Origin of the sequence: Pseudoalteromonas sp. T1lg75 (assembly GCF_002964705.1) — a bacterium.
Taxonomy (GTDB): Bacteria; Pseudomonadota; Gammaproteobacteria; order Enterobacterales; family Alteromonadaceae; genus Pseudoalteromonas.
Map to the genome: position 1 here is coordinate 23,730 of NZ_PQCD01000055.1, position 26,707 is coordinate 50,436.

General features: G+C 52.4%; 21 protein-coding genes. 14 read left to right on the plus strand and 7 right to left on the minus strand.

Features of this window, described 5'->3' with window-relative positions:
• Positions 1 to 73 precede the first annotated feature (73 nt).
• Both C2M36_RS14670 and nhaD read right to left on the minus strand, forming a co-directional pair.
• Complete coding sequence (locus tag C2M36_RS14670) at positions 74 to 1,063, minus strand: 2-dehydropantoate 2-reductase (protein WP_105255548.1); 990 nt, start codon at positions 1,061 to 1,063, stop codon at positions 74 to 76.
• 197 nt (positions 1,064 to 1,260) lie between these two features.
• On the minus strand, positions 1,261 to 2,508 hold the full coding sequence (gene nhaD / locus C2M36_RS14675; RefSeq protein ID WP_105255549.1) for a sodium:proton antiporter NhaD: 1,248 nt from the start codon (positions 2,506 to 2,508) through the stop codon (positions 1,261 to 1,263).
• A 328-nt stretch (positions 2,509 to 2,836) separates the two neighbouring features.
• Here nhaD and C2M36_RS14680 point away from each other — a divergent pair, with 328 nt between their 5' ends.
• Genes C2M36_RS14680 through C2M36_RS14690 form a run of 3 tightly spaced genes read left to right on the plus strand, consistent with a single transcriptional unit; the run spans position 2,837 to position 7,458 of the window.
• Positions 2,837 to 4,117, plus strand: coding sequence for a hypothetical protein (locus tag C2M36_RS14680; RefSeq protein WP_105255550.1), 1,281 nt, complete (start codon positions 2,837 to 2,839; stop codon positions 4,115 to 4,117).
• Positions 4,114 to 4,668 carry a condensin complex protein MksE gene (locus tag C2M36_RS14685; protein ID WP_105255551.1) on the plus strand — a complete coding sequence of 185 codons (555 nt, stop codon included), beginning with the start codon at positions 4,114 to 4,116 and terminating at the stop codon, positions 4,666 to 4,668. The genes C2M36_RS14680 and C2M36_RS14685 overlap by 4 nt, the downstream gene beginning before the upstream one ends.
• Entirely contained in the window at positions 4,669 to 7,458 is a 2,790-nt protein-coding gene (locus tag C2M36_RS14690) for an ATPase (RefSeq protein ID WP_105255552.1), read from the plus strand.
• Positions 7,459 to 7,518: 60 nt separating this feature from the next.
• Here C2M36_RS14690 and C2M36_RS14695 read toward each other — a convergent pair whose 3' ends face one another.
• Entirely contained in the window at positions 7,519 to 7,872 is a 354-nt protein-coding gene (locus C2M36_RS14695; protein ID WP_105255553.1) for a DUF1428 domain-containing protein, read from the minus strand.
• A 265-nt stretch (positions 7,873 to 8,137) separates the two neighbouring features.
• On the opposite strand from C2M36_RS14695, the gene C2M36_RS14700 reads away from it, so the two are divergent.
• The 3 genes from C2M36_RS14700 (at position 8,138) to C2M36_RS14710 (ending at position 9,585) form a co-directional block, all read left to right on the plus strand.
• Positions 8,138 to 8,521, plus strand: coding sequence for a VOC family protein (locus C2M36_RS14700; protein WP_105255554.1), 384 nt, complete (start codon positions 8,138 to 8,140; stop codon positions 8,519 to 8,521).
• 40 nt (positions 8,522 to 8,561) lie between these two features.
• Positions 8,562 to 8,918 (plus strand): hypothetical protein, encoded by a 357-nt coding sequence (locus C2M36_RS14705; RefSeq protein WP_105255555.1) that lies wholly within the window; start codon positions 8,562 to 8,564, stop codon positions 8,916 to 8,918.
• A 133-nt stretch (positions 8,919 to 9,051) separates the two neighbouring features.
• On the plus strand, positions 9,052 to 9,585 hold the full coding sequence (locus tag C2M36_RS14710; RefSeq protein ID WP_105213568.1) for a cytochrome b: 534 nt from the start codon (positions 9,052 to 9,054) through the stop codon (positions 9,583 to 9,585).
• A 46-nt stretch (positions 9,586 to 9,631) separates the two neighbouring features.
• Here the strand turns inward: C2M36_RS14710 and secF are convergent, their stop codons facing one another.
• The 3 genes from secF to C2M36_RS14725 form a co-directional block, all read right to left on the minus strand.
• Entirely contained in the window at positions 9,632 to 10,531 is a 900-nt protein-coding gene (gene secF, locus C2M36_RS14715) for a protein translocase subunit SecF (protein WP_105255556.1), read from the minus strand.
• Complete coding sequence (gene secD, locus C2M36_RS14720; RefSeq protein ID WP_105255557.1) at positions 10,521 to 12,359, minus strand: protein translocase subunit SecD; 1,839 nt, start codon at positions 12,357 to 12,359, stop codon at positions 10,521 to 10,523. The genes secF and secD overlap by 11 nt, the downstream gene beginning before the upstream one ends.
• 155 nt (positions 12,360 to 12,514) lie before the next feature.
• Positions 12,515 to 12,997 (minus strand): hypothetical protein, encoded by a 483-nt coding sequence (locus C2M36_RS14725; RefSeq protein WP_105255558.1) that lies wholly within the window; start codon positions 12,995 to 12,997, stop codon positions 12,515 to 12,517.
• A 117-nt stretch (positions 12,998 to 13,114) separates the two neighbouring features.
• Between C2M36_RS14725 and C2M36_RS14730 the strand changes: the two genes are divergently transcribed.
• Complete coding sequence (locus tag C2M36_RS14730) at positions 13,115 to 14,401, plus strand: Glu/Leu/Phe/Val family dehydrogenase (RefSeq protein WP_105255559.1); 1,287 nt, start codon at positions 13,115 to 13,117, stop codon at positions 14,399 to 14,401.
• On the opposite strand, the gene C2M36_RS14735 is transcribed toward C2M36_RS14730, so the two are convergent.
• Positions 14,383 to 14,973 carry a TetR/AcrR family transcriptional regulator gene (locus C2M36_RS14735; RefSeq protein ID WP_105255560.1) on the minus strand — a complete coding sequence of 197 codons (591 nt, stop codon included), beginning with the start codon at positions 14,971 to 14,973 and terminating at the stop codon, positions 14,383 to 14,385. The genes C2M36_RS14730 and C2M36_RS14735 overlap by 19 nt on opposite strands.
• A 291-nt stretch (positions 14,974 to 15,264) precedes the next feature.
• Between C2M36_RS14735 and C2M36_RS14740 the strand changes: the two genes are divergently transcribed.
• The 7 genes from C2M36_RS14740 (at position 15,265) to C2M36_RS14770 (ending at position 26,691) form a co-directional block, all read left to right on the plus strand.
• On the plus strand, positions 15,265 to 16,449 hold the full coding sequence (locus tag C2M36_RS14740; RefSeq protein WP_105255561.1) for an efflux RND transporter periplasmic adaptor subunit: 1,185 nt from the start codon (positions 15,265 to 15,267) through the stop codon (positions 16,447 to 16,449).
• 7 nt (positions 16,450 to 16,456) lie between these two features.
• Complete coding sequence (locus C2M36_RS14745) at positions 16,457 to 19,630, plus strand: efflux RND transporter permease subunit (RefSeq protein WP_105255562.1); 3,174 nt, start codon at positions 16,457 to 16,459, stop codon at positions 19,628 to 19,630.
• Between the two features lie 113 nt (positions 19,631 to 19,743).
• On the plus strand, positions 19,744 to 20,322 hold the full coding sequence (locus tag C2M36_RS14750) for a PilZ domain-containing protein (RefSeq protein ID WP_105255563.1): 579 nt from the start codon (positions 19,744 to 19,746) through the stop codon (positions 20,320 to 20,322).
• 127 nt (positions 20,323 to 20,449) lie between these two features.
• Positions 20,450 to 21,490: an agmatine deiminase family protein gene (locus tag C2M36_RS14755; protein ID WP_105255564.1), complete on the plus strand. Its 1,041-nt coding sequence runs from the start codon at positions 20,450 to 20,452 to the stop codon at positions 21,488 to 21,490.
• On the plus strand, positions 21,490 to 22,395 hold the full coding sequence (locus C2M36_RS14760) for a carbon-nitrogen hydrolase (RefSeq protein ID WP_105255622.1): 906 nt from the start codon (positions 21,490 to 21,492) through the stop codon (positions 22,393 to 22,395). The genes C2M36_RS14755 and C2M36_RS14760 overlap by 1 nt, the downstream gene beginning before the upstream one ends.
• A 13-nt stretch (positions 22,396 to 22,408) precedes the next feature.
• Positions 22,409 to 25,882: a transcription-repair coupling factor gene (mfd, locus tag C2M36_RS14765; RefSeq protein WP_105255565.1), complete on the plus strand. Its 3,474-nt coding sequence runs from the start codon at positions 22,409 to 22,411 to the stop codon at positions 25,880 to 25,882.
• 11 nt (positions 25,883 to 25,893) lie between these two features.
• A complete protein-coding gene (locus tag C2M36_RS14770) occupies positions 25,894 to 26,691 on the plus strand; it encodes a CsiV family protein (RefSeq protein WP_158678963.1) in 798 nt (265 codons plus the stop codon).
• Positions 26,692 to 26,707: the final 16 nt, after the last annotated feature.

Here is a 26,707-nt window from a genome sequence, read left to right on the forward strand (position 1 = left end):
CCGCAAACCTAGGCAAGCAATTTAACGTTTGGATGGCTGGATGTCAATCACCCTTAGGTCGAGCATGGGCACTTTATTTTTGCTTGGCGGCCAGCAGCAAATCGGCAAGCTTAACAACACCGCCCCGCTCTAACTTTTCAATACAGGCAACAATGGCCGAGTTTACGGGAGTGGCTACCGCGTGCCGCTGACCAAGTGCGACCACGGCGCCGTTGAGATAGGCGATTTCCGTTTTGCGTCCCGCCTGAATATCTTCCCACATGGACGAGCGCGCCTTGGGATCAATGTCCAACATGGCCGATGCAACACGCTTAAATAGCCAGTTAGGTAAGCTCAAAATCACCGGCACCCAAGCCGGCTTGACCTTGGTAAACTGCGCCAGCTCGATGTTCATGGCCTTACAGACCCCAAGCCATTCGCGCATGGCCGCCGCCAACACGTGTCTTAATGCTTTATTTTCCAGCTCTTGCTTAATGGGCATATCGGCCACGGCATTAAGAGCATTATTGAGATTTAATAACAGCTTGCCGTAGATCACCGACTCCATCTGAGCCTCTAATTCACAGTTAACCCCATGTTCTCGCAGGGCCTTGGCTATTTGCTCTGTGCGGGCGGTTTTGGCAAATACAAATTCACCCTCGGTGCCCTTATGAAAGTGCGCGCCCTGCTGCAGCACATTGAATGGAGTAATACCAAACACACAGCTGCGCGCCCCGAACTGGTTCTTGATGGCCTCAAAACTGCCAAGGCCATTTTGCATAAACACCAGCTCGGAGTCCTCATCGGTGATGGCCAACAACTGTGGCAGCGCGGCTGGTAATTGATGACATTTTAGGGTGACAAAGACAATATCAAAGCGCTGCCCTTGAGGTTCGGTAAGCAGCTCTTCGGGCATCAGGGTTTTATCCAGCCCCTGGTAGTCGCTGATATGAATGCCGCCGTTGTTAACAATGGCGTCTTTAATTCGTGCCCGGCATATCAGGGACACCTTGAGCCCCGCCGCGCTCAGGAGCGCCCCTAAATAACAGCCCGTCGAGCCGGCACCAAAAACCGCAATACGCATAAGCCTCCTTTATTAATCTGGTCAATAAGTTACCTGATATGTTCATAGTGCTGTAAGTTTAAGTACGCGGCAATGGTTGAAAGGCTTTTAATTGTACCAAGCGGTATGTGGATGCGCTTAGAAGTGCGCCTTAAACAAAAAGACCACCTGGGTTTAAGCCCAGATGGCCTTTATAGAAAACGCAGATGCCGTCGCCGTTACACGAATGAACCCATGTAAAAAGCGCCCACATAACCCACCGAGTAGGCTATCAACAGATAGAAGCTGTTACGCAGGTAGCTGCCGAAGGTCAGATCGCGCACCTTGCTCATAGCGATAATACCCGCCGCCGAGCCAATCACCAGCATGGAGCCGCCTACCCCGGTAGCATAGGTAAATGCCAGCCAGTTCTGGGTATCCATATGAATATCGGCTTTAAGCAGGGCCGCAGTTAAAGGTACGTTATCGACCGCTGCCGACAGTAGCCCCATCAGGTAGTTGGCCTGACTTGGCGCTAACACCTCATACAGATGAGTAAACTGGGCCAGCACGCCCACTTCTTTTAGCGCGCCAACCAGTAACAACACACCCACGAAGAACAACAAGGTGTCGTACTCTATCTCACGGATATAGTCGATGATCTGTTTGTTTACATCCTTTTTGCGCATCAAGAATTGCGCCGTTAGGAACATCAGGGATAAGCCGAATAAAAACGTCAACAAGGGCGGAATTTGAAACATCACACTCATGGTCAGGGTGCCGACGATTGTCGAAAGGAAAATTGCCGCTATGGTGATGTCGGTTTTTTCTATGGGTTTGCGCTCGCCCAGAGAAAAGGTCACCGTGCCGCGCATCTTCATCGATAACAAGGTCGCCAGCACCAGTACACTAAAGGCCGCAGGAGCAATCAATAACAACAGATTGCCTATGGTCACCTTATCGGCCAGGAAGATCATCAAGGTGGTTACGTCACCTGTGATCAGCGACACGCCGCCGGAGTTAACCGCAAAGATAATCAAGGTCGCGTATTTTACCAGCTTGCGGCCATCGAGTTTCAACGACATCACCACCGCCAACGAAACTAGAGTCGCGGTAATATTGTCGGAAATCGATGAGAATAAAAACGCAAAACCAGCGATAAGGAACATCAGCTTGCGCTCGCTAATCTTACTTGGCAGTACCCGTTGCACCAAATTTTGAATAAACCCTTTGGAGTTGAGATAGGCTACAAAGGTCATGGCCGCCATTAAAAACAGCCACAAGGTCGCTATTTCTAAAATGTTCTCATTGAGTTCATGCTTAATATGGTCAAGGGAATGACCGTGAAGGGGCGAGATGAAGAGGATAATCCAGCACAAAGTGCCGAAAAACAGCGTGGTTTTAGCCTTATTTACATGGATGACGTCTTCCACAACAATAAGCACAAACGCCACGGCAATGAGCGTCAAGATGAGCGCACTGACCATTTTGGGTATTATTCCTTGCGACAAGCGATTTAAAAAAGTACGGCTAAGTTTATTGGTGGTACAAAAATACCCTGATGTACAAATAACAAACTTAGCGATACCATGAATTATTAACAGACGGTTACAGTCTGTAAGCGGCGCGAATTCTAACATTCATATGGCAAAGGAGCTATTACCAATTCGTGGTAAATGACAATTTCTTTACATAATTTTTGTCAACCTAAAACAACGCTTGCCGTAAACGTAAAGTAACAACGAAAAGCTATTTTCCCCTTTTGTACCTTTGGTTATAATCCCTGCCTATTGCCAAGCACAAAGATAAAACATAATGATAATAGCGAAACGCGTGCTCAACACGCTGACGGAGCTATGGCCGGTGCTTGAGACCCTGATGAAACGTTTCAAAATGGGTGACTTTAGCATCAAGGAAGTGCAAAGCATCATAAAACAGCACTTTCCCCATTATTCCGGCGCCCAAATTTACAAAGAAACGAACCGCCTGCTCAGCCAAGACATTCTTGTTCCCTTAGCAAAATCATCGCAATTGGAGATCAACCGTGCGGTCAGCGATTTTGCCGCCTATTTATTGCAAGATGAAAGCCTTGGCGTGGCCGCTGAAATTCATGTCTTGGTGGAAGACTTGGAGCGCTTGAGCACCAAACTCTCCAAGGCCGTGAGCGACGATGATTACGCGGATATCAGCCGCTACACCCGTATTATGGATGAACGGGTACGTAAAATCGTCAAACTCTATAAGCACAATGAAAACGCCATTTATAACCTGGTCGAGCAGGCCAAGGCCAACGGCTCGAGCATGTCCCTGAGTAAACGTTATAAGGCGGTGATCGAGGCCTTTGACGAATACATAGAGCCCATGCTGGAAATGCTCGATATCAGCGGTGCCTTTCAAATTTGCTTCGACGCCATTGAGTTAGGCCTCACCGAACACCTGTTACACCTTAAACAAAGTGGCCGCGACACCAACACCATTCGCATGTTGGAGCAACTGCGCACCCGTATTCTGGATATGCACCACATAGGCCGCGAAAGCCTACGCCAAAGTGCCGACATACTGATGCCACTGCGTGAAGAGTTAAGACAAAACACCCTAGTCACCCGCCAGGCCGCTAAGGTGCTGGGGCTTATTCGTAAACGCGGTTTGGATAATGTGATGAGCGCTCATCAGCCGTTTTTTGCCAGCGAGCCCATGCATCACCAACTCGGCAGCAATGCACAACTGGTGGCCTATATGGCCGGCTTAAGCGAGTTTGAGGAGCATGACTTTGAAATGCCCGACGCCAGTGCCGCCGAGCCCTATCGCGCCCCAAATATTCCCAGCTTCAGAGATGTTCGCGCCCTGTTTAAACCCGCCAAGGGCAACAGCAAAGCCCGTAGGCAGCAGCTTATCGATGTGCTCGATACCCATTATCCTGAGCTGGAGTCCGACGAGCTGTTATACCTGTATCAAAAACTGATTAACGACCCATCGCTGACCCTGAGTCAAAGCGAACAGCTTGAAACTAAAACCATCGCCGGCAAGCGCTTTGCCTTGTATCCCTTTATCGATGCCAGTGATGCGACAACAACAAAGAGTAGCGAAGAATTATGACCACCATAGACTTAACCCAGCTTACGCAGCTGCACTACATCAATAAGAAACTGGTCAGCGGCTATCATATCAGCGAGCAGGACAACCTTGCCTGGCAGGAGCTCGACCAGCAACAAGCGCAATACGCCGCCCTCTTTAGTGCCCTAGGTCACACCCTGGTGCACGATGCCCGTGGTTTTTTCCATTTTGCCACCGATGAAGGCACCGCCAACATGGGAAAAATCTCCCGAGCCATTGCGCTGTTTATCTATACCCTGATTGAGCACTACGCCAACCAGGGGCAGGATCCTATGCGCGCGCTGTTCGACAAAGACGTCGACCTAGAGCTGTGTCAGGAGTTGGTGTTGCACAACAAGGTACTCTATGACCAGTTGGAGATCTTCTCCGGCACCGACTTACGCAAGGATGTGCTAATGCGCATGGTACGCCTGGGGATGGCCAAGGCCAAAGACAAGGAAAGCGTGTTTCGTTTACTCGCCCCCATTCACCGCTATCTCGATGCCCTGTTAGAAGTAAATGAAGACGCGCTTGAAAGCGCCGAGGAGCTATAAATGCAGCAATTACATGGTCTGAGTAAACTAGCCCTGTTAAATACCGCGGGCTATGCCAAATGCGTGATCCCGCTGGATAAAAGCAGCTCTATTTGCGCGCCAAACAACACGGGTAAAAGCTCGGTAATAAACGCCCTGCAGTTTCCCCTTATCAATGACTTGCGCCTGACCGAATGGGATGGCCATGATTTAGAAGAAACCCGCAAATTCTATTTTAATTCCGACCAGTCCTATATCTTGCTTGAGGCCGACCTGCCCCATGGCAAGGTGGTCATAGGTGTGGCGGGCCTTGGCAAAATAGCCGGCTTTGCCCATCAGTTCTTTTGTTATAACGGCGCGCTGAACCTCGATGACTTTACCGACAACAAGCGCATCGTCAAATACACCCGCTTGTTCAATCATCTTAAGGACAAGGGCTTTAGCCCCATCGAACTCAAGGCGCAGGAACTCAATGCCCTATTGATAGGCGGCGCAACGCCGTTCGATGGCGACATCAACCTGCGCATGATCCCGCTCAATAATGTCAGCGACGCCGCCACCTATAAAGAAATCTTCCGTCGCATGCTCAACCTGCATAAACTTGGCGCCAGCGATGTAAAACGCTTTATGATGCGTGTGTTTGAGCGCCATATGTCCAACGCTCATGTCGATTTTTACGAGGTTTGGCAGCGGGCATTCGACAAGGTTAATCGCGCCCGTCGTGAGCTCAATGCCCTGGAAACCATGCAAGAGCCCATCGCCGCGCTGGAAAGTATGTTGGATCACCAAAGTGCCCTTAAAGGCAAGCTAGGTGCCTATGCGCCGAAAATCGACTTGGCCCTGGCCGAGTTCGATACCTTTTATGAGGATCAGCACGCCACCTTGGCCGAGCAGCTTGAAGAAATCTCTCAGGAGAAGGAAGAATTCGAGCAAAAGCAGCGCCTCTACGTGCAACAATCACGGGATATTGAGCGCAAGCTCACCGAGCTGGCGGCCTGGTTTAACGATTTCGACGCCCTGCATACTGAGTTTGAGCTGACCAACAGCGCCACCTTGCAAAGTGACCTAAAAGCGCTTAAACAAGAGTATGAAGCCCTGTCCCACTCGCTTAAAAGCGCCGAGGGCCAGAGCCTGCATACCCTGGATTTTCGTATTAAAGAGACGCAAAAGCAGATCAAGAGCCTGAAACTTCAGCTGAAAAACCTGGAGTACAACCTCTTTACCCGCATGCGCGAGGACTTATCGCTCAAAGAAGTGGAAGAAATTTCGCGCATCCTCAATCCGGATCTGCTGTCTTTTGCCACCAGTAATGGCGGCGAGATCGATATTGACGATGAGGATGCCTTCGGCGCATTTTTATCCGAGCTAAGCCAGGCCGTGCGCGGCGGTGAGCTGGTGGTACCGGGCGCGACCATCTCCCTAAAGAAGCTGCCGGTAGTACAGATGCAAAGCGGCGCCGATAAGGCGCAACTAAGCGAGCAGCTGGCATCCCTTGAGCGCTCACTGAATGACCTTAAGTCCCAACGTGACGTTGCCGCCGATGTCGCCGGTAAACAGGCCGAGCGCGATGCTCTGTATGAGCAACTAATGGCCCAGGAAGCGGCGCTCAAACGCTTTGAGCAATACCAGGTCATGCAACGCTCTGCCGAGGCCCAACAGGCCCTGCAAGAAAGCCTTAATGGTGAGCAGGAAGAAGTGGATGCCCATCTCAGTGAAGTGCAACAAAACGCCGCCGGCATTGCCGATCGCCGCGCCATTATTAACTCCAAAAAAGAGGCGTTGGAGCGTCAAAAAGCCCGCTTGCAACAGGTTAAGAGCGAGCGCTTGGATCACACCCTGGACTTTATCAGCGGTAAGGTGACCCCCTACCTTATCGATATCACCTTTGATCTCGATGCCCTGGCCGACACCATTCACGGCTTTAACAAGGATTGTCAGGAGCTGCGCAACTTCGATATCAATGTGCGCAACACCTATTTGCATATCTACAACGCCGGGATCACCAAATTTGATAACGAAAGCGACGAGCTGAGCAAATACCAAAAGCTGATCAGCGCCTATCACAACCTGGATAATGAGCGCGAGGCGGTCAATCGTCAGGCTCGGGTGGCATTGACCGATGTGGCCGCCACCATCAAGGGGCTGCGCCAGGATCTGAACCGCTTAACATCGGAAATGCGCCTGTTTAATCAGGGCATTAGCGAGCACCAGATCTCAAACCTCAAAGGCTTTAAGATTGAGGTGGTGCCAAGAAAAATGCTGGTCCAAAGCATAGATACTATCCTTGCTACCTCAGATCTCTATGAGCAAGGGGATAGCCTGGATTTATTGGCGGAGCAGCATGTACACGAAAGTGAGGTGAATGAGGCCAAAGATCAATTGATTAAGCTGGCTTCCGACAAGGCGGGACTGACGCTAAGCGATCTCTTCGATATCCGCTTTGAGGTGGTTAACCGCGCTGGCGACACCGAGTATTTCGACAAAATCGACTCGGCCGGTTCAAACGGTACCCGTATTACCATCAAGTTGTTGTGCGGCATGTTGTTTATTCGCCATCTGCTGTCGGATAAAGAGAAAAGCCAGTACCGCGTGCCCCTGTATATTGATGAGGCCGCCGATATCGACCCGCAAAACCAACAGGCCATTATCGAAACCGCGTTAAGCTTTGGTTTTGTGCCCATCTTTGCCTCGGTTAAACCGCAGATCAGCTGCGACTATATCGTGCCCATACGTACCCTGGGCGACGGCAAACAAAACTGGGTGGATGAAAAAGACTGGATCCGGGTGGAAAACGAAGAGCTGGTATCTTGATTTGACTAAATAATAAAGGGGCGCCTGCCCCTTTGTTATTTTTAGCTCAATAGCATTCCATTACTCATCAAGCAAGGTCTCAAAACCACCGTATATCATTCGCTTACCATCAAAGGGCATGGGGTTAAGCTGCTCCTGACAACTGGGGTCTTTCATAAACTCTTCCCATCCTTGATCACGCACTTCTTTTGAAGGCCAGCGGATCCAGGAAAACACCACGGTTTCGTCATCTTTGCATTGCACCGCCATGGGGAAAGACGTGAGCTTGCCATCGGGCACATCATTCCCCCAGGTTTCCACCACGCGCTCGGCACCAAACTTTTTCAACAACCCAGCGGCTATTTTCGCGTGTTGGCGATACTCTTCTCGTTTTTCCGTTGGCACAGCACAGACAAAGCCATCAACATAACTCATCTTTATTCTCCTTGGTGCAGCTCGCACCTTTACATTTTTATTAGGATTAACCTTTAGTGGACAAAGCCGACTGTTTCTAACGGCTTTTTCAAGCGACATCTCCAAGCGGACGCATAAATTTTTCCCTTCATAGTATGTATGATGCTCGGCAAAACGCCGGAAAAGTTTCCTCCCCGACCGTAAAACTGATAATTCTCTACAACAAATTCAACCCCTTGCATATACTCACTCTACGATTGTGCACTAAGCCACGAAGGAGAATTAAATGATTGCCTACACCATGATAGGAGTGAGCGATTTACCCTGGGCAATAGATTTCTACAAGCCATTATTTGCGCAAATGGGCATGGAAATATGTTGGCAAGACGATACCTGCGCCTCTTTTGGCATTGTCGATGATGAGTCGGTGCCACGCTTTTTTATCGGCTACCCATTCGATGGTGGTGCCGCCAGCGTCGGCAACGGCACCATGACGGCATTTAGGCTGCAATCACCGGAGCAGGTTGTGGCCCTGTACAAAATGGCCTTGGAAAATGGCGGCAGAGATGTCGGTGAGCCGGGTTATCGACCCCAATATGGCGAGGGCTTTTATGCCGCCTATGTGCGCGATGGCGATGGTAATAAACTCGCTTTTGTTGTCTATCCTTAGTCTTAAGCAACTTAACTAAGCGATCGGGGCATTCCCTTCAGTGCTACAGCCACTTTTTTTACTCACCTTTTTTGTTGGCACCTTTATTGGCTTTCGTTTTGTCCTGGCTTATCTACGGGTGAAAGACGAAGTCAATAAAAGGGCCATTGCACTGACGGTCAGTTTTTTAGCCATTCAACTCGCCTGCGGCTGGGTGAGCAACCTGCTAAATTTTGTCGAGCCCACAACCCTTATCGCTTCGGTGATCCTCTTTGCCTTTGTATTAAGAAAAGTGCTGATCCTAAAGCTATGGCAAGTTATCGCCATCCCCATTGTGGTATCTATGATCTCCACCCTATTTATGGCAATTACCTTTATGCTGGCCATTCGCTTGTTTGGGCCCATCGGCGTCAATTAGCACCCAACACCTAAGAAAATATGATCCAGATCCGCTTTGCGTAAAATTTACACACATTTACGCTAAATGCTGTCGAAATTGACACAAATCTCACCCATACTGGATTTTAGTTCGCTCAACCTGAGAATTAAATATGGACAATAAACTCTCGACTCCCACCATAGTGTTGCACTGGCTTACCGGCCTGTTGTTTATCGGTGTATTGGCATTTGGCCTGTATGTTGAGGAGCTGCCCAAGGGGGATGAAAAGCTAGAGATGCTGGCGCTGCATAAATCCTTTGGCATTACCGTCCTCTGTTTTGCCTTTGCGCGCTTGCTCTGGCGCCTTAAAGAGGGTGAAATTACCCATGTTGCCGAGCTTAGCAAGGTGCAGGAGTTGACCGCTAAGAGCGTGCATATGGTGCTGCTGATAGGCACCTTGTTAATGCCCATCTCCGGATTAATGATGAGTATTGGCGGCGGCCATGGTGCGGCCTTATTTGGTTTTGAGCTCTATCCCAAGAGTGAAAAAATCGAATGGATGGGTAGCCTTGGGCACGATATTCATGGCCCGGCGGCCTGGCTGTTGCTTGTGACCCTGTTGGTGCATATCGCCGCGGCCATCAAACACCATTTTATCGATAAAGATAAAACCTTAAGTCGTATGCTGGGGCGTGGCAGCGACTAATTCAAAAATAAGATGGGGAGCCTAGACTCCCCTTTTTTATACCCGCTTAGGGCTCAGCCAATTGCCTTTTGACCTCTTCACTGTCCTTGTGCAGATAATTATCACTGCTTAACCCCAGGCTTTGGGGCAAGGTGGCACTGATAAATACCGACGACCAGGTGCCCACCAGGACACCAATAAACAAGGTGATGGCAAAGCCACGCAGCGGCGCCCCCGCCATCATCCAAATACTGATAATGGTGGTTAAGGTAGTCAAGGAGGTGATCAGGGTGCGGCTCATGGAGGCAAAAATGGCCTCATTCACGCTTCTGGATACGTTTTGCTCGGGTTTAGCGCGCACTATTTCGCGCACCTTATCGCCTATGACTATGGAGTCATTGAGTGAATAACCTATGATCGCCAAAATAGCCGCCAGCACGGTTAAGGTAAATTCCACCTCAAACAAGGCTAACAGCGCCAGGGTGATAATCACATCATGGGCCAGCGCCAGGGTTGCCGCCACGCTTAAGCGCCATTCAAAACGACCAAGGAGGTAGAGCATCACCGCCAGGGTAGCAAATAACAAGGCCATCATTCCCTGCTCTATCAGTTCATCGCCGGCGGCGGCACCCAAGAAGCTGTTATCAAGCACGGTTGCACCGCTGTGCACCGACCAGCTCGCCAGCCAATCGCCGCTGGCGCGTCCCGCCTCGGGCGTTTGAAATACCGACCATTGCCCCAGGCCCCGCTCGGTTAAGCGAAATGGTCCATCAATATAGCTGCCGAGCACTTGGTTTAACTGCTCTTGGGCGACGTACTGAGGCAGAGCAAATTCACTGACATAACCGCCGGTAAAATCCTGCCCCAAGGGTACGCCCTTAAGAGTGATGATCAACAGGCTCAATACCATAAGCACAACACTCAACCACAGGCCAAATTTGCGCACGGATTTAAAATTACTCGCCATGATGGAACTCCTTGGTCGGGTGCTTAGCCGGTTCTTTCGCCCAGTTAAACAACAAATAGGAAAGATATTTGGATACCAGTACACCGCTAAAGACGCTGGTGGCAATACCCAGGGCCAAGGTAATGGCAAAGCCTTTGACCGGACCATAACCCACCCCCACCAGCACCAAGGCGCTGATAAAGGTGGTGAGATTAGCATCGATAATACTGCTCATGGCGTGTTGATAACCTCGCTGCAGTGCCTGCAAGCGAGTGCGCCCCAGGCGTAGCTCCTCCTTGATGCGCTCAAAGATGATGACATTGGTGTCAACCGCCATGCCTATGGTTAGGACCAAGCCGGCGATCCCCGGCAGCGTTAACACCACCCCGGGCAACAAGGACATCAGCCCAAGTAAACTGACGACATTAACCATCAACGCCAGGTTCGCCACCACACCTAATCGGCGATACCAAAACAGCATAAATCCCAGGGTCAACGCAAAGCCAAGCAATAAGGCATTAAGGCCATTATTGATATTTTGCTCGCCCAGGCTCGGACTCATGGTTTGTTCCTTGATGATGCGGATCGGCGCTTCCAAAGAACCGGAACGCAGCACCAGGGCGAGATCCTGCGCCCGCTGCCAGGAACCCAGACCGGTAATACTAAAACGCGTTCCCAAGGCTTCATTGATGGTGGCAATTGAGATCACCTCCTCACGTTTATGCACATTGTCATCGGCGCCTTGCACATACTCGCTGTACAAGGTGGCCATGGGCTCACCGATATGGGCGCGCGAGAAGCGATTAATTTTATCGCCGCCCTGGGATGAGAGCTGCAACTGCACCATGGCTTGGCCCCACTCATCGCGTCCGGCCTGTGCTCCGGTAATATCATTGCCGGTAAATATGGCCTTGGCATCGATGGCCACTCGGTCTCCCTCTTGGGTTAACACCCGCTTGCCACCTTGCTGCTGCAAGCCGTGAAATGAGAGCTGAGCGGTAGCACCTATGATACGTTTGGCCTCGGCCGGGTCTTGGACGCCGGGCAACTCAATGCGAATGCCCTGCTCTCCCTGACGCTGCACCACAGCCTCGGTGATCCCCAGCTCCTCAATGCGCTTGCGCAAGGTGGCCAGAGCCTGAGCCATATCCTCACGGGCGAAAAGCTGCTGTTGGGCCGCGGGGTAATGCAGTGTGTAATAGACAAAATCCCCCTTTTGCTCGCGCGTAACATGCAATTGTGGATACAGCTGCTGCAGCTGCTCTTGTAATTGCTCGCCCTGAGCCGCCGAACGCAGTGGGGAGCGCAGCACCAGGGCATGATCCCCAGTGTCTATGCTCACGCCTCGCACTCCATGGGTGCGCCTAAGAGTATTGGCATCCGCTGCAATGGATTTAATACGCTGCGCCATGGCTTGGTCGGTATCGACTTGCAGGACAAAAAGCACGCCGCCCCCTAAGTCCAAACCCAGTTTCATCGGCGCTAAGCCTAGACTTTGCATCCAGCTCGGTGTGGTCGCTTGTGTTTGCACCTTGACGTCGGCGTCCGCTAAGTGTTGTCGCAATACCCCGGCCGCCGCGGCGCTGTTATTCGGTTTTTCCAGGGTCAACCATAACCTCTGTGCCTGGGGGTCAAAGTGGCCACCTTGTACAGGGAAACCTTGGCTCTCGAGCAAGCGTTCGACCTGAACCAAGGCCAGCGCTCCCTCTGGATTATTGACAGAAATTACCTTGGTATTGGGGTATAAATTGGGTAAGGCACTCAGTGCCAATATCACAATGAGGGCAAGGGTGGTAAATACGCCCATGCCACGCTTAGCTCGCCATAACGAGCTGTTTTTATTATTCATAATCTCTACCTTACACTTGTCATAACAAGCGTAAAAAATTGCCATCCTTGTAAACAGGCGCAGCCTAAACAGGTCTGTAAACAAGGAATTAAACGTTTGCTGGATACTTGTTCCAGCCGCTAAATAGGTTGTTAAGCGGGTCGTTAGCCGATCCGCTAACCAGGCAGAGAGTCGTACAGCAGACGGCTGCGATAGGTGAGATTGGCGGCCTTGCAGTTGTCAAGCAAGCCACTGTTGGGTAGACACGTATGCATATACCAGGGTAAGTCGGTCCTTGGCGTCAACCTGATCTTGTCCAGGCGACTAGGCTCGTCTTGTTGCGCCAGGGTGTAGGCAAGCAGATACAAGGGTTGCTGCTCGGGATGTAAAAAATAGCTTGGGTGCGAGCCCATGGCTCGCTGGGGCAGTTGTACCGGATGAGACGTGGGCGCTTGATGCTGCTTGGCATCCATATCCATACCAAACGCCGAGGTGATACAAGGGACAGTACTTTGCACTTGCTGCGCGACACACAGTGCCGTTGGTGCAGGTGAGTAACTCTGCTGCGAAAACTGCCCAGCACCAAGCGCACTCGCCAAAACGAGTGTGACCGCTGCCACCCAGATTATCAAAAACGCACGCACAATAAGCTCACCCACAAATCATCATATTGCCCCGCTCAGTTGTTATTTCAGCAAAGGACAACCTACTCTTAGGTATGGGCAAAACAAGACAAATCAAACCTCTATCTAAAAAATCGCTGTTTGGGAGATGCTATGCTAGGTCAGGTATTTAACGATGCGGTCGCGCGCTTAAAGCGCATTGGCGCACTCACCCAGTGCTCTAATCAGGTGATCAGTGCCCTAAGTCATGCCAATGCCATGTTGCACGTCAATGTTGAGGTGCGCATGGACAATGGCCATATTCACTACTTCCCCGGCTATCGCTGTCAACACAATAATGTGCTCGGCCCCACCAAGGGCGGGATACGTTTTCACCCTCAGGTCAACGCCGATGAAGTGCAGGCTTTGGCGTTATGGATGACGCTAAAATGCGCGGTGGTGGGTATTCCCTTTGGCGGCGCCAAGGGTGGCGTCTGTGTCGACCCAAAAACCCTCTCCCCCTTTGAACTAGAGCGCTTATCCCGCTCCTACGTGCGCGCCATGGCCGACTTTATTGGTCCTGAGCGCGATATTCCCGCTCCGGATGTCTATACCAACGCCTTGATCATGGGTTGGATGATGGATGAATACGAAAAGATAACCCGGGTAAAAAACCCCGCAGTGATCACCGGCAAGCCCATCGCCCTGGGCGGCAGTTTAGGACGAGACGATGCCACCGGCCGCGGCGCCTATTTGTGCATCAAGGAGTTGGAAAAACGCGACCAGCTTACGCCACAAGAAACCCGCGTTGCCGTCCAAGGCTTTGGCAGCGGCGGCTACCATGTGGCGCGCCTGCTCGCCAATGACGGCTATAAGGTGGTGGCGGTCAGTGACTCGCAAGGGGCTATTTATCGTCAGGAAGGTCTGAATATCGACAGTGTTTATCGGCAAAAGCAACAGCATAAGGAGCTCAAAGCCGTGTATTGCGAAGGCTCGGTGTGCGAGGCCCTAGAGCACCAACGCCTCAGTAATGCCGAACTCTTGGTCAGTGACGTCGATATCCTGATCCCCGCCGCTCTCGATGGGGTGATCACGGCTGCAAACGCCGCAGCCATTCAAGCCCGTTACATAGTGGAGATTGCTAACGGCCCGGTGACCAGTGACGCCGATGCCATTTTGAAAAATAAAGGGGTGATAGTAATCCCGGATATTCTTGCCAACGCCGGCGGTGTCACCGTCAGCTATTTTGAATGGACGCAAAATCGCTGTGGTCAACGCTGGGAAAGAGAAAAGGTCAGCGATGAGCTGAGCCAGGTAATGCAACGCGCCTTTAAGCGCGCCAATGATCTGGTAGACAAACACGGCATGGACTTTCGCGACGCCGTCTATGCCGTGGCTCTAGAGCGTCTCAGTGAAGGCATAGAAGCACACGGCACGCCCGATTATTTCAACGGCGGTTGAACAAACATCTTGCTACTAAGCTCGACCAGGGCGTCGAGCTTAGCTTTATCGACCGGAGGTTTCCAGGCGATTAATTGCTCCCAAAATGCCAACTCTTTGAGGCCACCAAAAAACACCACGGCGGCGGTATCGGGGGCAATATCCTTAAGCGCGCCCTTGCTGTGGGCTTCTTCGAACCATTCTTTAATGCCCTGCTCACAATGCTTAAAGCGCTCATCGAGCATGGCCGCGCGTTTTTTCGAACGCAATGATTCGATCAAAATAATACGGGATAAGGTCAAGTAGTCCTTATCCTGAGTCAGCCTCAGTGCAACATCGGCTAACTTTTGCAACTGCTCTTTAATCGGCGTTTGCATGCAGAAAGGGTTGTCTTGTAGAGGGCGAATACGCTCAATCAACAAATCGACAACGCCGTCAAAAAGTTGTTCCTTGTTGCTATAGTATTTGTACAGCGTGCGCTTTGATACCTTGGCCTTAGTGGCCACCGCTTCCATGGTCGTGCCTGCCAGCCCGCGTTGGGCAAACAAGGCAATGGCTGCGCCGATCACTGCTTGTTGTTTTGTACTACTCATGTGCTGCCCCTTATGTCAACGCTCGGCAGTATAACTAAACTGCACTAAGAAGATAGTTGGTAAACGAAAAAGTATACCTAAATTAAAAAAAAGTATACACTTTCGTTTACTTGGTGACCATTGGGTTACAATAATTACATTTCGCAAAGTGCGATTCATTCTTTCGAGAATCGACGCTACGCTTTATTTACGGCGGCTTTTTTACCATGCGATAACAGCCTGAAGATGCCAAGTATTCCGCCTCGGCGGCTCGTAAATACCATATAACTTGCACAGGGAAACGCTTATCTTATGCGAACTAACCTAGTTAATTCTTTCGCCCGCTCCGCGTCTTTGGCGCTCACCGCCAGCTTACTATTAAGTGCCTGTGAGCAAGGCGCGCAGCAGCAACAACAGGCCATGCCTCCAGCCCAGGTCGAAGTACTGGCCGTCACCCCTATCGACGCGCCCTTTGTGATCTCATTGCCAGCCACGGTATCGGGCTCTAAAGAAGTTGAAATTCGCGCCCGCGTCAGTGGCGTGCTTGAGTCTCGAAACTTCTCCGAAGGGCAAAAGGTCAGCGCCGGGCAATCGCTCTTTACCATTGACTTAGCACCCTATCAGCTCGCCTACGAGCAGGCTCAGGCCGCACTCGCCGCCGCCGAAGCACGTTTAGAACAAGCACAAAAAGAAAGCAAACGTCTGGCCAAACTGCGCGAAGACAATTCGGTTTCCCAGCGCGATTATGACAATGCCCGTTCCAGCGTCGATATCGCCGAGGCGGATCTCAATGCCAGCGAAGTGCAACTACGCGAAGCCAAGCTCAACCTCGACTATGCCCAAGTAAAGGCGCCGGTTAACGGCATCATGGGTCGTGAGCAGGTATCGGAAGGCACCTATGTGTCCGGCCCCGAGGTATTACTCACGCAGATCACCGCACTCGACCCGGTGCGGGTGCGCTTTGGCCTGTCCGAGCGCGAACAACTGATGATGCGCCAGGCGCAAAAGCGTGGCGAACTAACCTTGCCTGCGGATGGCCAATGGCAAACCCAGTTAAAATTACAAGACGGCAGCCTGTATGAGCATATGGGTACGGTTAACTTTACCGATGTGCGTATTAATGCCAATACCGGCACCTCTGAATTTCAGGCCATAGTCGCCAACCCGGACTTTAGCCTGCGCCCGGGCCAGTTCGTCCAGGTTGAGTTGCTAGGCGCTGAACACAAGGGCACCTTTGCCGTCCCGCAAAAAGCCGTGCTCGATAATGGCACCGGCAAATTCGTTTATCTTGCTGCCACCAATGAGCAAGGAGCTACCATAGCCCGCCCCGCTCCCGTTGAGGTCGGCGAATGGTATCGCCAACAAAAAGGTGAGCAAATTGAAAACCTGTGGATTATCCGTAGCGGCCTGAGCGCCGGCGATAAGGTGATCGTCGAGGGCATGGCTCGTATCTTCTTCCCGGGCATGCCGGTTAGCGTCATCAACGAGCAAGGATAAGGGCATTATGTTTTCTCGATATTTTATCGATAGGCCGATCTTCGCCTTTGTGATCTCCATCGTCATCGTTCTCGCGGGTCTGGCCGCCATGCGCGCCCTGCCCGTGGCCCAATACCCGGAAATTGCGCCTCCCGTAGTGCAGGTGACCGCCAGTTACCCAGGTGCCGCCGCCGAGGTGCTGGAGCAAACCGTGGCCGCCCCCATCGAAAACGCCATCACCGGCGTTGAGGGCATGATGTATATGGCATCGACGTCCACCAGTGCCGGCACCACCACCATAGAAGTGACCTTTGAAATCGGCACCGATGCCGATCAGGCCGCGGTGGACGTAAACAACCGCGTTAAGCAAGTGGAAGCGCGTTTACCCGAGGAAACCCGTCGCCAGGGCGTGGTGGTACAAAAAGGTTCATCCAGCTTTTTGCAGGTGCATGCTTTTTATTCCCCGGACGACAGTCGTTCGGCGCTGTGGACCTCTAACTATGTGACCTTGAATATACTCGATCGCATCAAGCGCATCCCAGGCACCACCAATGTGCAAATATTCGGTGCCAAGGACTATGCCATGCGCATCTGGTTGCGACCGGACTTAATGAGCCAACTTGGCGTGACGGTGAACGAAATCACCACCGCAATTCGTGAGCAAAACTCTCAATATGCCGCCGGTAACATAGGTGCCACGCCAACCCATGTGGCGCCGCAATCTTTGGTCTACAGCGTCACCGCTCGTGGCCGTATGTCGGAGCCAAAAGAATTTGAAAACATTATCTTGCGTGCTAATGCCGATGGCAGCTCGCTGCGTTTAAAAGACGTAGCCCGGGTTGAGCTCGGCGCCAAGGACTATAACTTTGAAGGCAGCTTTAACGGCAAAGAAGCCGTGCTGATGGGTATTTTCCTGCAGCCCGGTGCCAATGCCCTGGAAGTCGCCGAAGAAGTCGGCGCCGTGATGGCCGAATTTAAACCCCAGTTCCCGGCGGGCCTTGAACACGTGGTCTCCTATGACACCACCCGCTTTGTTGAGGTTTCAATCCGCGAGGTATTGAAGACCCTGATTGAGGCCATGATCCTGGTGTTCCTGGTGGTGTATCTGTTCTTACAGAACTGGCGCGCCACACTGATTCCGACACTGGCGGTTCCGGTCTCCCTGCTTGGCACCTTTGCCGGCATGTATATGTTGGGTTACTCCATCAATACCCTGACCCTGTTCGGCATGGTGCTTTCTATCGGTATCGTCGTCGACGATGCCATAGTGGTGTTGGAGAATGTTGAGCGCATTATGCACGAAGAGCATGTCAGCGCCCGTGACGCGGCCATTAAAGCCATGGGCGAAGTCTCTGGCCCGGTGGTGGCCATAGTCCTGGTGTTGTGTTCGGTGTTTGTGCCCATCGCCTTCCTCGGCGGGCTAACAGGTGAGTTGTTCCGCCAGTTTGCCATTACCATTTCTATTGCCGTCAGCCTCTCTGGTGTTGTGGCTTTAACCATGACACCGGCGCTGTGCGTGCTTATTCTGAAACACGAACACAAGCAAACCGCTGGCTTCTTCGTCTGGTTTAATAAGTTCTTTAGCGCTATTACCCATAAATACGTGGGCGCCGTCGGCTTTATGGTGCGCCGTGGTCTGCTGGGTTTAGTGCTTATGGTAGCCATGGTCACTGCCACCATAGGTCTCTGGCAAAAAACGCCCAGTTCACTGGTTCCCGATGAAGATCAGGGCTTTTACATCGTCGCGGTATTCCTACCGGATGGCGCCTCGTTAGAGCGCACCTCCGCGGTGGTCGACGAGGTGATAGCCGCAGTGCAGTCGAACCCGGCAAACGAAAATATTGCCTCTTTTACCGGCTTTGACTTTATCGGCGGCGGTTTTAAAAACAATGCCGCAACCATGTTCGTCACCCAAACCCACTGGGATGAGCGTGACGTCGACACCAAGGCCCTAGTCGCTGAGCTGTTTGGTAAGACCGCCCATATCAATGAGGCTCTGGTCCTGGCGTTTAATCCACCGGCGATCTTCGGTTTGGGGTCCACAGGTGGTTTTGAGTTTTATATTCAAAATAAGGGCGCCGGTGGTCCGGAGAAGTTGCAGCAGGCGATGCAACTGGTAATGAGTGAGGCGCAAAAAAGCCCCATTGTCGGCGGCGTGCAAACCCTGTGGCGCCCGGACGCACCGCAATTGAAGGTGGATATTGACCGCGAGCAGGCCCGTGCCATGGGCGTCAATATTAACGAGGCCTTTAATACCCTGGCCGGTACGCTGGGCACCTACTATGTGAATGACTTCAATAAGTTTGGCCGCGCCTGGCAGGTATTGATGTCGGCGGAAGCCCAGTATCGCATGCAGCCCCAAGACATAGGCCGTATTTACGTTAAAAGCAGCTCAGGTGAGATGGTGCCCATGTCGGCCTTTACCACCATGGAGTTTAGCCGCGGACCGGATAGCCTGAGCCGCTACAATAACCTGCCGGCGGTCAAGCTGCTGGGCGAGGCGGCGCCGGGTTACAGCTCGGGTCAGGCCATCGCCGAAATCGAGCGTATCGCCGCCCAGGTTTTGCCTGCGGATATGAGCTATGACTGGACCGGCACCGCCTTTCAGGAAAAACGCAGTTCGGGTACGACTGGATTGGCGCTGGGTCTTGCGGTGATCATGGTATTTTTGATCCTCGCGGCGCTCTATGAGCGTTGGTCTTTGCCTCTGTCAGTTATGCTGGCCCTGCCCTTTGGTACCTTTGGCGCGCTGATTTCCATTTGGATAGCGGGCCTGACCAATGATGTGTATTTCCAGATAGGCCTGGTTACCCTGCTCGGCCTGGCCGGTAAAAACGCCATTCTGATCGTTGAGTACGCCCTGCTTAAGCATCAGCAGGGGTGGAGTGCCGCTGCCGCCGCTCTTGAGGCAGCACGACTGCGTTTTCGCCCCATTATCATGACCTCCATGGCCTTTATCCTCGGCGTTGTGCCCTTGGTACTCAGCTCCGGTGCTGGTGCCGGTGCCCGTCACAGTGTTGGTACCGGGGTGATGGGCGGTATGATGGCGGCCACCTTCCTGGCGGTGTTCTTTGTGCCTCTGTTTTTCTATTGGCTGACACAGCGTCGCCTCGGTGAGCGTCGCTCACGCCAGGAACTCGCGGATGAAATCGCCAGCCAACATAAAAAAGAACAAGTGGATACCAAGGAAGGCTTGGTTTAACCAACTCACACAAAGGCGCCCACGGCGCCTTTGCTCTGTGCTCGCAAAAATCCCGCTTTAAAATTGTTGTAATGCCCGCTACTATTGGAAAATCAGCGTGTTAAGAGATAAATATGGCTACTAGTAAAGGCGAGTTGTTTGCCGAATTTTTTCAAGTACAAGAAAGTATTGATGTGGTGATTGAAGCCATAGAGCCGAAGCAAGTCCCCAACGACACCGACGCCCTTGAGCACGATATCCCGTCCTTGTTTCGCCTGGCCAATGAGGTGAGCACTCTGGAACAAAGTGCGCTGCGACCACTGCGGTTACTGAGCGAAACCGCCAGCGAACTGGCCCAGTATTTATCCTTACAATCGCGCAAAATCGATCTCATCCTTAGTCATATCCTGATGCAGGAAAATGCCGACCACCCCAGTGAGCGCGCCCACAGTTATGGCGGCTCCGGCTTTACCCTGTGGCGCGAGTCGGCGCTTGAGCGCGGTCAAGGCTTTCGCTGCAAACTGTTTTTAGAGCATGAAGCCGCGGCCATCTATTGCTATGGCGAGGTGATTGATGTCAGCAGCAACGAGGAAGGCTTTATGCATCAAATCCTCTTCACCCTGGTCCGTGAACAAGACCGGGAGTTGTTGGTCAGAGCCAGTTTGCACGCGCAAACCAGACAGCTCAAAAAGCGTAACCAGCAACAACACTAAATACTTTGGCTACACTTGGTAGCAGGCGGCAAAAATTGCCGCCAATCCGCCTTGAAAGCTGCATATTTAGCTGACATTCAAGCTATAAATGCTAAACTAGCGGCTTGTTTTTCAGTGATTGACAGCAATGACCTTTAGTTTACTTCCCGAGTGGCATCCTCAGGATGCGGTAATGCTCACCTGGCCCCATCAAGACACCGACTGGGCGGCCAACCTATCTGCCGTCGAGCAGGTTTATCTTGAATTAAGCAAGCATATCAGCGAGCGCCAACGCCTGCTGATCGTCGCCGACAATGCCGAACTCAAAGCCCATATTCACAGCGCCCTAAGCGAACAGGGTGTAGACCTGACGCAGATAAGCTTTGTTGATGCCCCCTGTAACGACACCTGGGCCCGGGATCATGGTCCGCTGACCCTAAGCGACGGACGGCAGCTTAAGGCCATCGATTGCAAATTCACCGCCTGGGGCGGTAAGTATGAAGCCGATAAAGACAACGCCATCAATGGTCAGCTGTTTGCGCAAGCGCTCAATCAAGGCGTGCGCACCCAGCAGAGCGATTTTATCCTCGAAGGTGGCGCCATTGAAATTAACGAGCACGGCGTACTGCTAAGCACCCGCGCCTGCGTACACAATAAAAACCGTAATGCCAGCATGAGCGCAGAGCAAATCGATGCGGCATTGGCCGAGTTGCTTGGCGCCAACAAGATTCTTTGGCTGGACCATGGTTACCTGGCCGGGGATGACACCGACTCCCATATCGACACCCTGGTGCGTTTTGCCCCGAACAATACCCTGGTGTATGTGCGCTGCGACGACCCGCAAGACGAGCATTATGACGAGCTTGGCAAAATGGCCGAAGAACTGGTGGCCCTGCGTGGCCTTAACGATGACGCCTACGAATTAATTGCCCTGCCCTGGCCCAAAGCCGTGTATAACAGCGAAGGCGATCGTCTCCCTGCCACCTACGCCAACTACCTGATTATTAACGATGCTGTCTTGGTGCCAACCTACCAGGATAGCCATGATCAGGTGGCGCTGGCACAAATAGCCAAGGCCTATCCGGGACGTGAAGTAATTGGCGTAGACTGCTGCGCCCTGATTGAACAATTTGGCAGCCTGCACTGTATTACCATGCAGTTGCCCCATGGTTTTTTGGAGAATAGATGATGTCCTCTTCGAACTTAGCCGTTGCGCCTCTAGCTGTGGCATTAGTACAGCAGCAAAACACCGCAGACCGCGACTTTAACCTCACTAACTCCATCGCCGGGATCCGCGAGGCCGCCGCCAAGGGCGCCAAGCTAGTGGTGTTGCAAGAGCTACACACCGGCTTATATTTTTGCCAAAGTGAAGACGTTAACCAGTTTGACTTAGCCGAAACCATTCCCGGTCCAAGTACGGATACCCTGGGCGCGCTGGCCAAAGAACTGAACATAGTGATCGTCGCTTCCTTGTTCGAGCGCCGTGCCGCCGGTCTGTATCACAATACCGCCGTGGTGCTTGAGTGTGACGGCAGCATTGCTGGTAAATACCGCAAGATGCATATTCCGGATGACCCGGGTTTTTACGAGAAGTTTTACTTTACCCCGGGCGATCTGGGTTTTGAACCCATTAAAACCTCGGTCGGCACCTTGGGCGTGTTGGTGTGCTGGGATCAGTGGTTCCCGGAAGCGGCGCGTTTAATGGCCACGAAAGGCGCTGAAATCCTGATTTATCCGACCGCCATCGGCTGGGATCCCAACGACGATGCCGCCGAGCAAAAACGCCAGCAAGATGCCTGGGTAATTTCGCAACGCGCCCACGCGGTGGCCAACGGCGTGTATGTGATCAGTGCCAACCGCACCGGTTTTGAAGCGGATCCCACGGGCCACAGCGCCGGTATCCAATTCTGGGGTCACTCCTTTATCGCCGGGCCTCAGGGGGAATTTTTAGCCACCGCCAGCGACGACAAGGCCGAAGTACTAAGCGCCAACTTAGATCTTGCCCGTGGCGAAAATGTGCGCCGTATCTGGCCTTATCTACGTGACCGTCGTATCGATCATTACGGCGACCTAACTAAACTTTATCGCGACTAAAACGGAGATTTCCATGCAGTTAGCGCAGTTCATCGAATTGCCTTGGGTAAAAACGCAGCAAGATAAAATCAAATGGGGTCAGTTAAGCGGCAGCGCTCTGACCCTGAGTGTCGGCGAAGCGGTAAAGCAGCACCCGCAATTGGTGGTGCTAGTCACCCCGGATACACCCACGGCACTGAAACTTGAGCACGAACTCCATGCGCTACTGCCTCGCGATCAGGTCATGGTATTTCCCGACTGGGAAACCCTGCCCTATGACCATTTCTCGCCGCATCAGGATATCGTCTCCACCCGCCTAAGCACCTTAAGCCGTTTGCGCGACTCGCATCAGGGCGTGCTCATTGTGCCGGTGTCGACCCTGATGCTGCGCTCGGCGCCCAAACAATTTATCTATGGCAACGCCATCGTCTATCGCGTCGGTGACACCCTGAACATCGACAAGCTGCGCAAGCAACTGGACGATGCCGGTTATATACACACTCAGCAGGTCATGGCGCACGGCGAATATGCGGTGCGCGGCTCGGTTGTCGACCTCTTTGCCATGGGCCAAAATGCGCCGGTGCGGTTTGATTTATTCGATGACGAAATCGACAGCATGAGTCATTTCGATGTCGACACCCAACGCTCCAGCGAGCAAATTAAGGCCATCAACCTGCTCCCGGCCCACGAATTTGGCACCACGGATGTGGATATTGAGCGCTTTCGCATTCAATACCGTGAAGCCTTTGGCGCCAGCGCCGAACAAGACTCTGTGTATATGCAGGTCTCCAAAGGGGCATTGCCACCGGGGATTGAATACTATTTACCCCTGTTTTTCGAGCAGCTCGATACTCTGTTCGATTACCTGCCCGAGCAAGCTGTGTTTATGCATATGGGCGATATTCAGCACGGTGCCGAACGTTTCTTAGCGGATGTCCACAGCCGTTATACCAGTCGCAAAGTTGATCCGCTGCGCCCCTTGCTGGAGCCGCAACGTCTCTACCTGCCCCTTGAAGAGCTTAACAGCCGCTTTAAACAGTATCCGCGCATCGAGCTTTCCCAAGCCAGTCTGCCGCTGCGCGCAGGGCATTTTAACTTAGGCACCGAGCCCTTGCCCGAGGTTCGCATAGACCATGCCAAGCAGCCACCCTTTGGTGCATTTGTGGATTATGCCCTGGCAGAGAAGCAAAACAAGGGTCGCATCGTCTTAAGCGTGGAGTCCGATGGCCGCCGCGAAGCCCTGTTGACCTTGTTAAAACCAAGTGGCTTAAAGATCACGCCCTGTGACAACCTTGATGCGGCGCTCGCAAGCGATGCGGATATCACCCTGATAGTAGCGCCCTTTGAGCAGAGCGTGGTGCTCAATCACAACGGCCGTGTCAGTCTGATCACAGAGCAGGAATTACTGGGTATTCGCGTCTCCCAGCGTCGTCGCCGGAAGCATAAACACCAGGTCAGCAGTGATGCCCTTATTCGCAACCTAGCTGAACTCAAAGAAGGCCAACCCATAGTGCATCTGGACCATGGTGTTGGCCGCTATGTGGGCCTGGAAACTCTGGATGCGGCGGGCGTGGCCACCGAATTTGTGACCATCATGTATGCCAACGACGCCAAGCTTTACGTACCTGTGGCCGCCTTGCATATGCTCAGTCGCTACTCCGGTGGTGAAGAAGCCAGTGCGCCATTACACAAACTGGGTTCAGATGCCTGGGAAAAAGCCAAAAAACGCGCCGCCGAAAAGGTCCGCGATGTGGCCGCCGAATTGCTTGATATCTATGCCAAGCGCCAGGCCAAGCCTGGCTACAAATTTGCTCTCGATGAAGCAGGCTATCGTCAGTTCAGTGACAACTTTGTCTTTGAAGAAACCGAAGATCAGCAAAATGCCATCACCGCTGTGCTTGAAGATATGCGCAGCAAAAACGCCATGGACCGCTTGGTGTGTGGTGATGTCGGTTTTGGTAAAACCGAAGTCGCCATGCGCGCCGCCTATGTTGCCGTGGCCGATGGTAAGCAGGTGGCGGTATTGGTACCGACCACCTTGTTGGCGCAGCAGCACTTTGAAAACTTCCGCGACCGCTTTGCCGACTTTCCGGTAACGGTAGATATCCTATCGCGCTTTAAATCCACCAAGGAGCAAAATGCGACCCTGGCGAAAATCAAAGAAGGTCAGGTGGATATAGTGATCGGTACTCATAAACTGCTGCAGGAAAACATCGAGTTTGCCGATTTAGGCCTATTGGTGGTGGACGAAGAGCACCGCTTTGGCGTACGTCAGAAAGAAAAAATCAAGGCACTGCGCGCCGATGTGGATATTCTCACCCTGACCGCCACCCCAATTCCGCGCACCCTTAATATGGCCATGAGCGGCATGCGTGATTTATCCATTATCGCTACCCCGCCGGCAAAACGCTTGGCGGTGAAAACCTTTGTTCGTCAACGCGACGATGAGATGATCCGCGAAGCCATTTTGCGGGAAATTAAGCGCGGCGGTCAGGTTTACTTCCTGCACAACAATGTCGAGACCATAGAGCGCACCGCCGAAGATATCCGCGCTATCGTGCCGGAAGCCACGGTGGCCGTGGCCCACGGACAAATGCGTGAGCGCGAGCTGGAATCCCTGATGAGTGATTTCTATCATCAGCGCTTCAATGTGGTGGTCTGTACCACCATCATAGAAACCGGTATCGATATTCCCAGCGCCAACACCATTATTATGGACAGAGCCGATCGCCTCGGCCTGGCGCAATTGCATCAGCTACGTGGTCGTGTGGGCCGCAGCCATCACCAGGCCTATGCCTACTTGTTAACGCCGCCGCCCAAGGCCATGTCTAAGGATGCACAAAAGCGTCTTGAGGCCATCGCCTCGCTGGAAGACTTGGGCGCCGGCTTTACCCTGGCCACCCACGACCTGGAAATTCGCGGCGCCGGTGAGCTGCTGGGTGATGAGCAAAGCGGGCAAATTCAAACCATCGGCTTTAGCATGTATATGGAGATGCTGGAGCAGGCCGTTGAAGCGTTAAAAAATGGCCAGGAGCCCACTTTAGATAAGCTGCTTAAATCCCACACCGAAGTGGATCTCAAGCTGCCCGCCTTGCTTCCCAACGATTATATAGGCGATGTGAATCTGCGCTTGGGCTTGTATAAACGCATTGCCAGTGCCGGTGATACGGAAACTCTGGACGAGCTTAAGGTGGAGCTTATTGACCGCTTTGGCCTGCTGCCCGATGCTACACAGCACTTATTCGCCTTGCAGGAGCTAAAACAACGTGCCGGTGCAATAGGAATAACCAAGGTTGAAGCCAATCCTAAAGGCGGTTACTTTGAATTTAGCCAGCAAACCAAGGTCAGTCCGGGCTTTATTATTGGTTTAATTCAAGCGGATCCAAAACACTATAGAATGGAAGGCGCGAATCGGTTACGCTTTATGATCAGTGAAGCCAATGCCAAAGAGCGACTTAAGTTAATCACGGCGATGATCACTGAATTTGAAGCCAAGGTAGGAAGTTAATGATAAGAATAATGTTAATCACGTTGCTGGCGATGCTCAGTGTCCCGAGTTACGCCGATGGTCGTTGGTTTGAAATTGAGGTGCTGGTATTTGAGCAAGGCCAGACCCAGAGCACGGAAACGCTGCGTAATGAGGAGCTCGATCTGAGCCGCTACCAATACGACAACGACCTGCTGACCCCGGCTTACGTTTACACCCTCAATGGCCAATGTGATAGTGGCGAGATAAGCCCGCCAACGCGTGCGAACGATGTGTTTGCGCTGCAAGGACAAACACAAAGCAGCAGCTGCGACTACAACGCCGCCGATATGGTGAATCTGCAGCGCGTCCCTAAGGTGCCCAATGCCGAGGTACAAAACCACACCGCCAGCCCTTATTTGCTTGCTCCGGAGCAACTGCAGTTTGACGAGCAGCGCCAGGCGCTTCGTCGCAAAGGGAAACAGGTGCTCTTGCACACCGGCTGGCGTTTTGCCGGTCAATCCAAACGCTCGGCCCCGCGTTTTCGCCTCTTTGGCGGCGAGCAGGTGGCGACCTTGAGCGAGCTGCCCGAGCAGATGGCACAAGACAGTCTATTATTATCGCCAAGCACCCACTACGAGCCCCAATGGCAATTGGACGGCTTTTTAAAGGTGCACCTAAACCATTATCTTTACATCACTTCTAACCTGGTGACCCGCGCCATAGGCGATACCGACACCTCGGTCAGTGGTGAATTTTCACAGTTTCGTCGCGTCATTTCGGGCGAAATTCATTACTTCGACCACCCGCAAATTGGCATGCTGGTGCAAATTAGACGTTTTAATCACTAGTCAGTGATAAGGAAAA

Excerpts from the sequence above, each read along its gene's own strand:
- C2M36_RS14680 (WP_105255550.1), top strand. The coding sequence starts at position 2,837 with ATGATAATAGCGAAACGCGTGCTCAACACGCTGACGGAGCTATGGCCG.
- C2M36_RS14735 (WP_105255560.1), bottom strand. The coding sequence starts at position 14,973 with ATGAGTAGTACAAAACAACAAGCAGTGATCGGCGCAGCCATTGCCTTG.
- C2M36_RS14770 (WP_158678963.1), top strand. The coding sequence starts at position 25,894 with ATGTTAATCACGTTGCTGGCGATGCTCAGTGTCCCGAGTTACGCCGAT.
- secF (WP_105255556.1), bottom strand. The coding sequence starts at position 10,531 with ATGGCGAGTAATTTTAAATCCGTGCGCAAATTTGGCCTGTGGTTGAGT.
- C2M36_RS14685 (WP_105255551.1), top strand. The coding sequence starts at position 4,114 with ATGACCACCATAGACTTAACCCAGCTTACGCAGCTGCACTACATCAAT.
- C2M36_RS14700 (WP_105255554.1), top strand. The coding sequence starts at position 8,138 with ATGATTGCCTACACCATGATAGGAGTGAGCGATTTACCCTGGGCAATA.
- C2M36_RS14690 (WP_105255552.1), top strand. The coding sequence starts at position 4,669 with ATGCAGCAATTACATGGTCTGAGTAAACTAGCCCTGTTAAATACCGCG.
- nhaD (WP_105255549.1), bottom strand. The coding sequence starts at position 2,508 with ATGGTCAGTGCGCTCATCTTGACGCTCATTGCCGTGGCGTTTGTGCTT.
- C2M36_RS14755 (WP_105255564.1), top strand. The coding sequence starts at position 20,450 with ATGACCTTTAGTTTACTTCCCGAGTGGCATCCTCAGGATGCGGTAATG.
- C2M36_RS14730 (WP_105255559.1), top strand. The coding sequence starts at position 13,115 with ATGCTAGGTCAGGTATTTAACGATGCGGTCGCGCGCTTAAAGCGCATT.
- C2M36_RS14750 (WP_105255563.1), top strand. The coding sequence starts at position 19,744 with ATGGCTACTAGTAAAGGCGAGTTGTTTGCCGAATTTTTTCAAGTACAA.
- C2M36_RS14695 (WP_105255553.1), bottom strand. The coding sequence starts at position 7,872 with ATGAGTTATGTTGATGGCTTTGTCTGTGCTGTGCCAACGGAAAAACGA.
- secD (WP_105255557.1), bottom strand. The coding sequence starts at position 12,359 with ATGAATAATAAAAACAGCTCGTTATGGCGAGCTAAGCGTGGCATGGGC.
- C2M36_RS14710 (WP_105213568.1), top strand. The coding sequence starts at position 9,052 with ATGGACAATAAACTCTCGACTCCCACCATAGTGTTGCACTGGCTTACC.
- C2M36_RS14760 (WP_105255622.1), top strand. The coding sequence starts at position 21,490 with ATGTCCTCTTCGAACTTAGCCGTTGCGCCTCTAGCTGTGGCATTAGTA.
- C2M36_RS14740 (WP_105255561.1), top strand. The coding sequence starts at position 15,265 with ATGCGAACTAACCTAGTTAATTCTTTCGCCCGCTCCGCGTCTTTGGCG.
- C2M36_RS14745 (WP_105255562.1), top strand. The coding sequence starts at position 16,457 with ATGTTTTCTCGATATTTTATCGATAGGCCGATCTTCGCCTTTGTGATC.
- C2M36_RS14670 (WP_105255548.1), bottom strand. The coding sequence starts at position 1,063 with ATGCGTATTGCGGTTTTTGGTGCCGGCTCGACGGGCTGTTATTTAGGG.
- mfd (WP_105255565.1), top strand. The coding sequence starts at position 22,409 with ATGCAGTTAGCGCAGTTCATCGAATTGCCTTGGGTAAAAACGCAGCAA.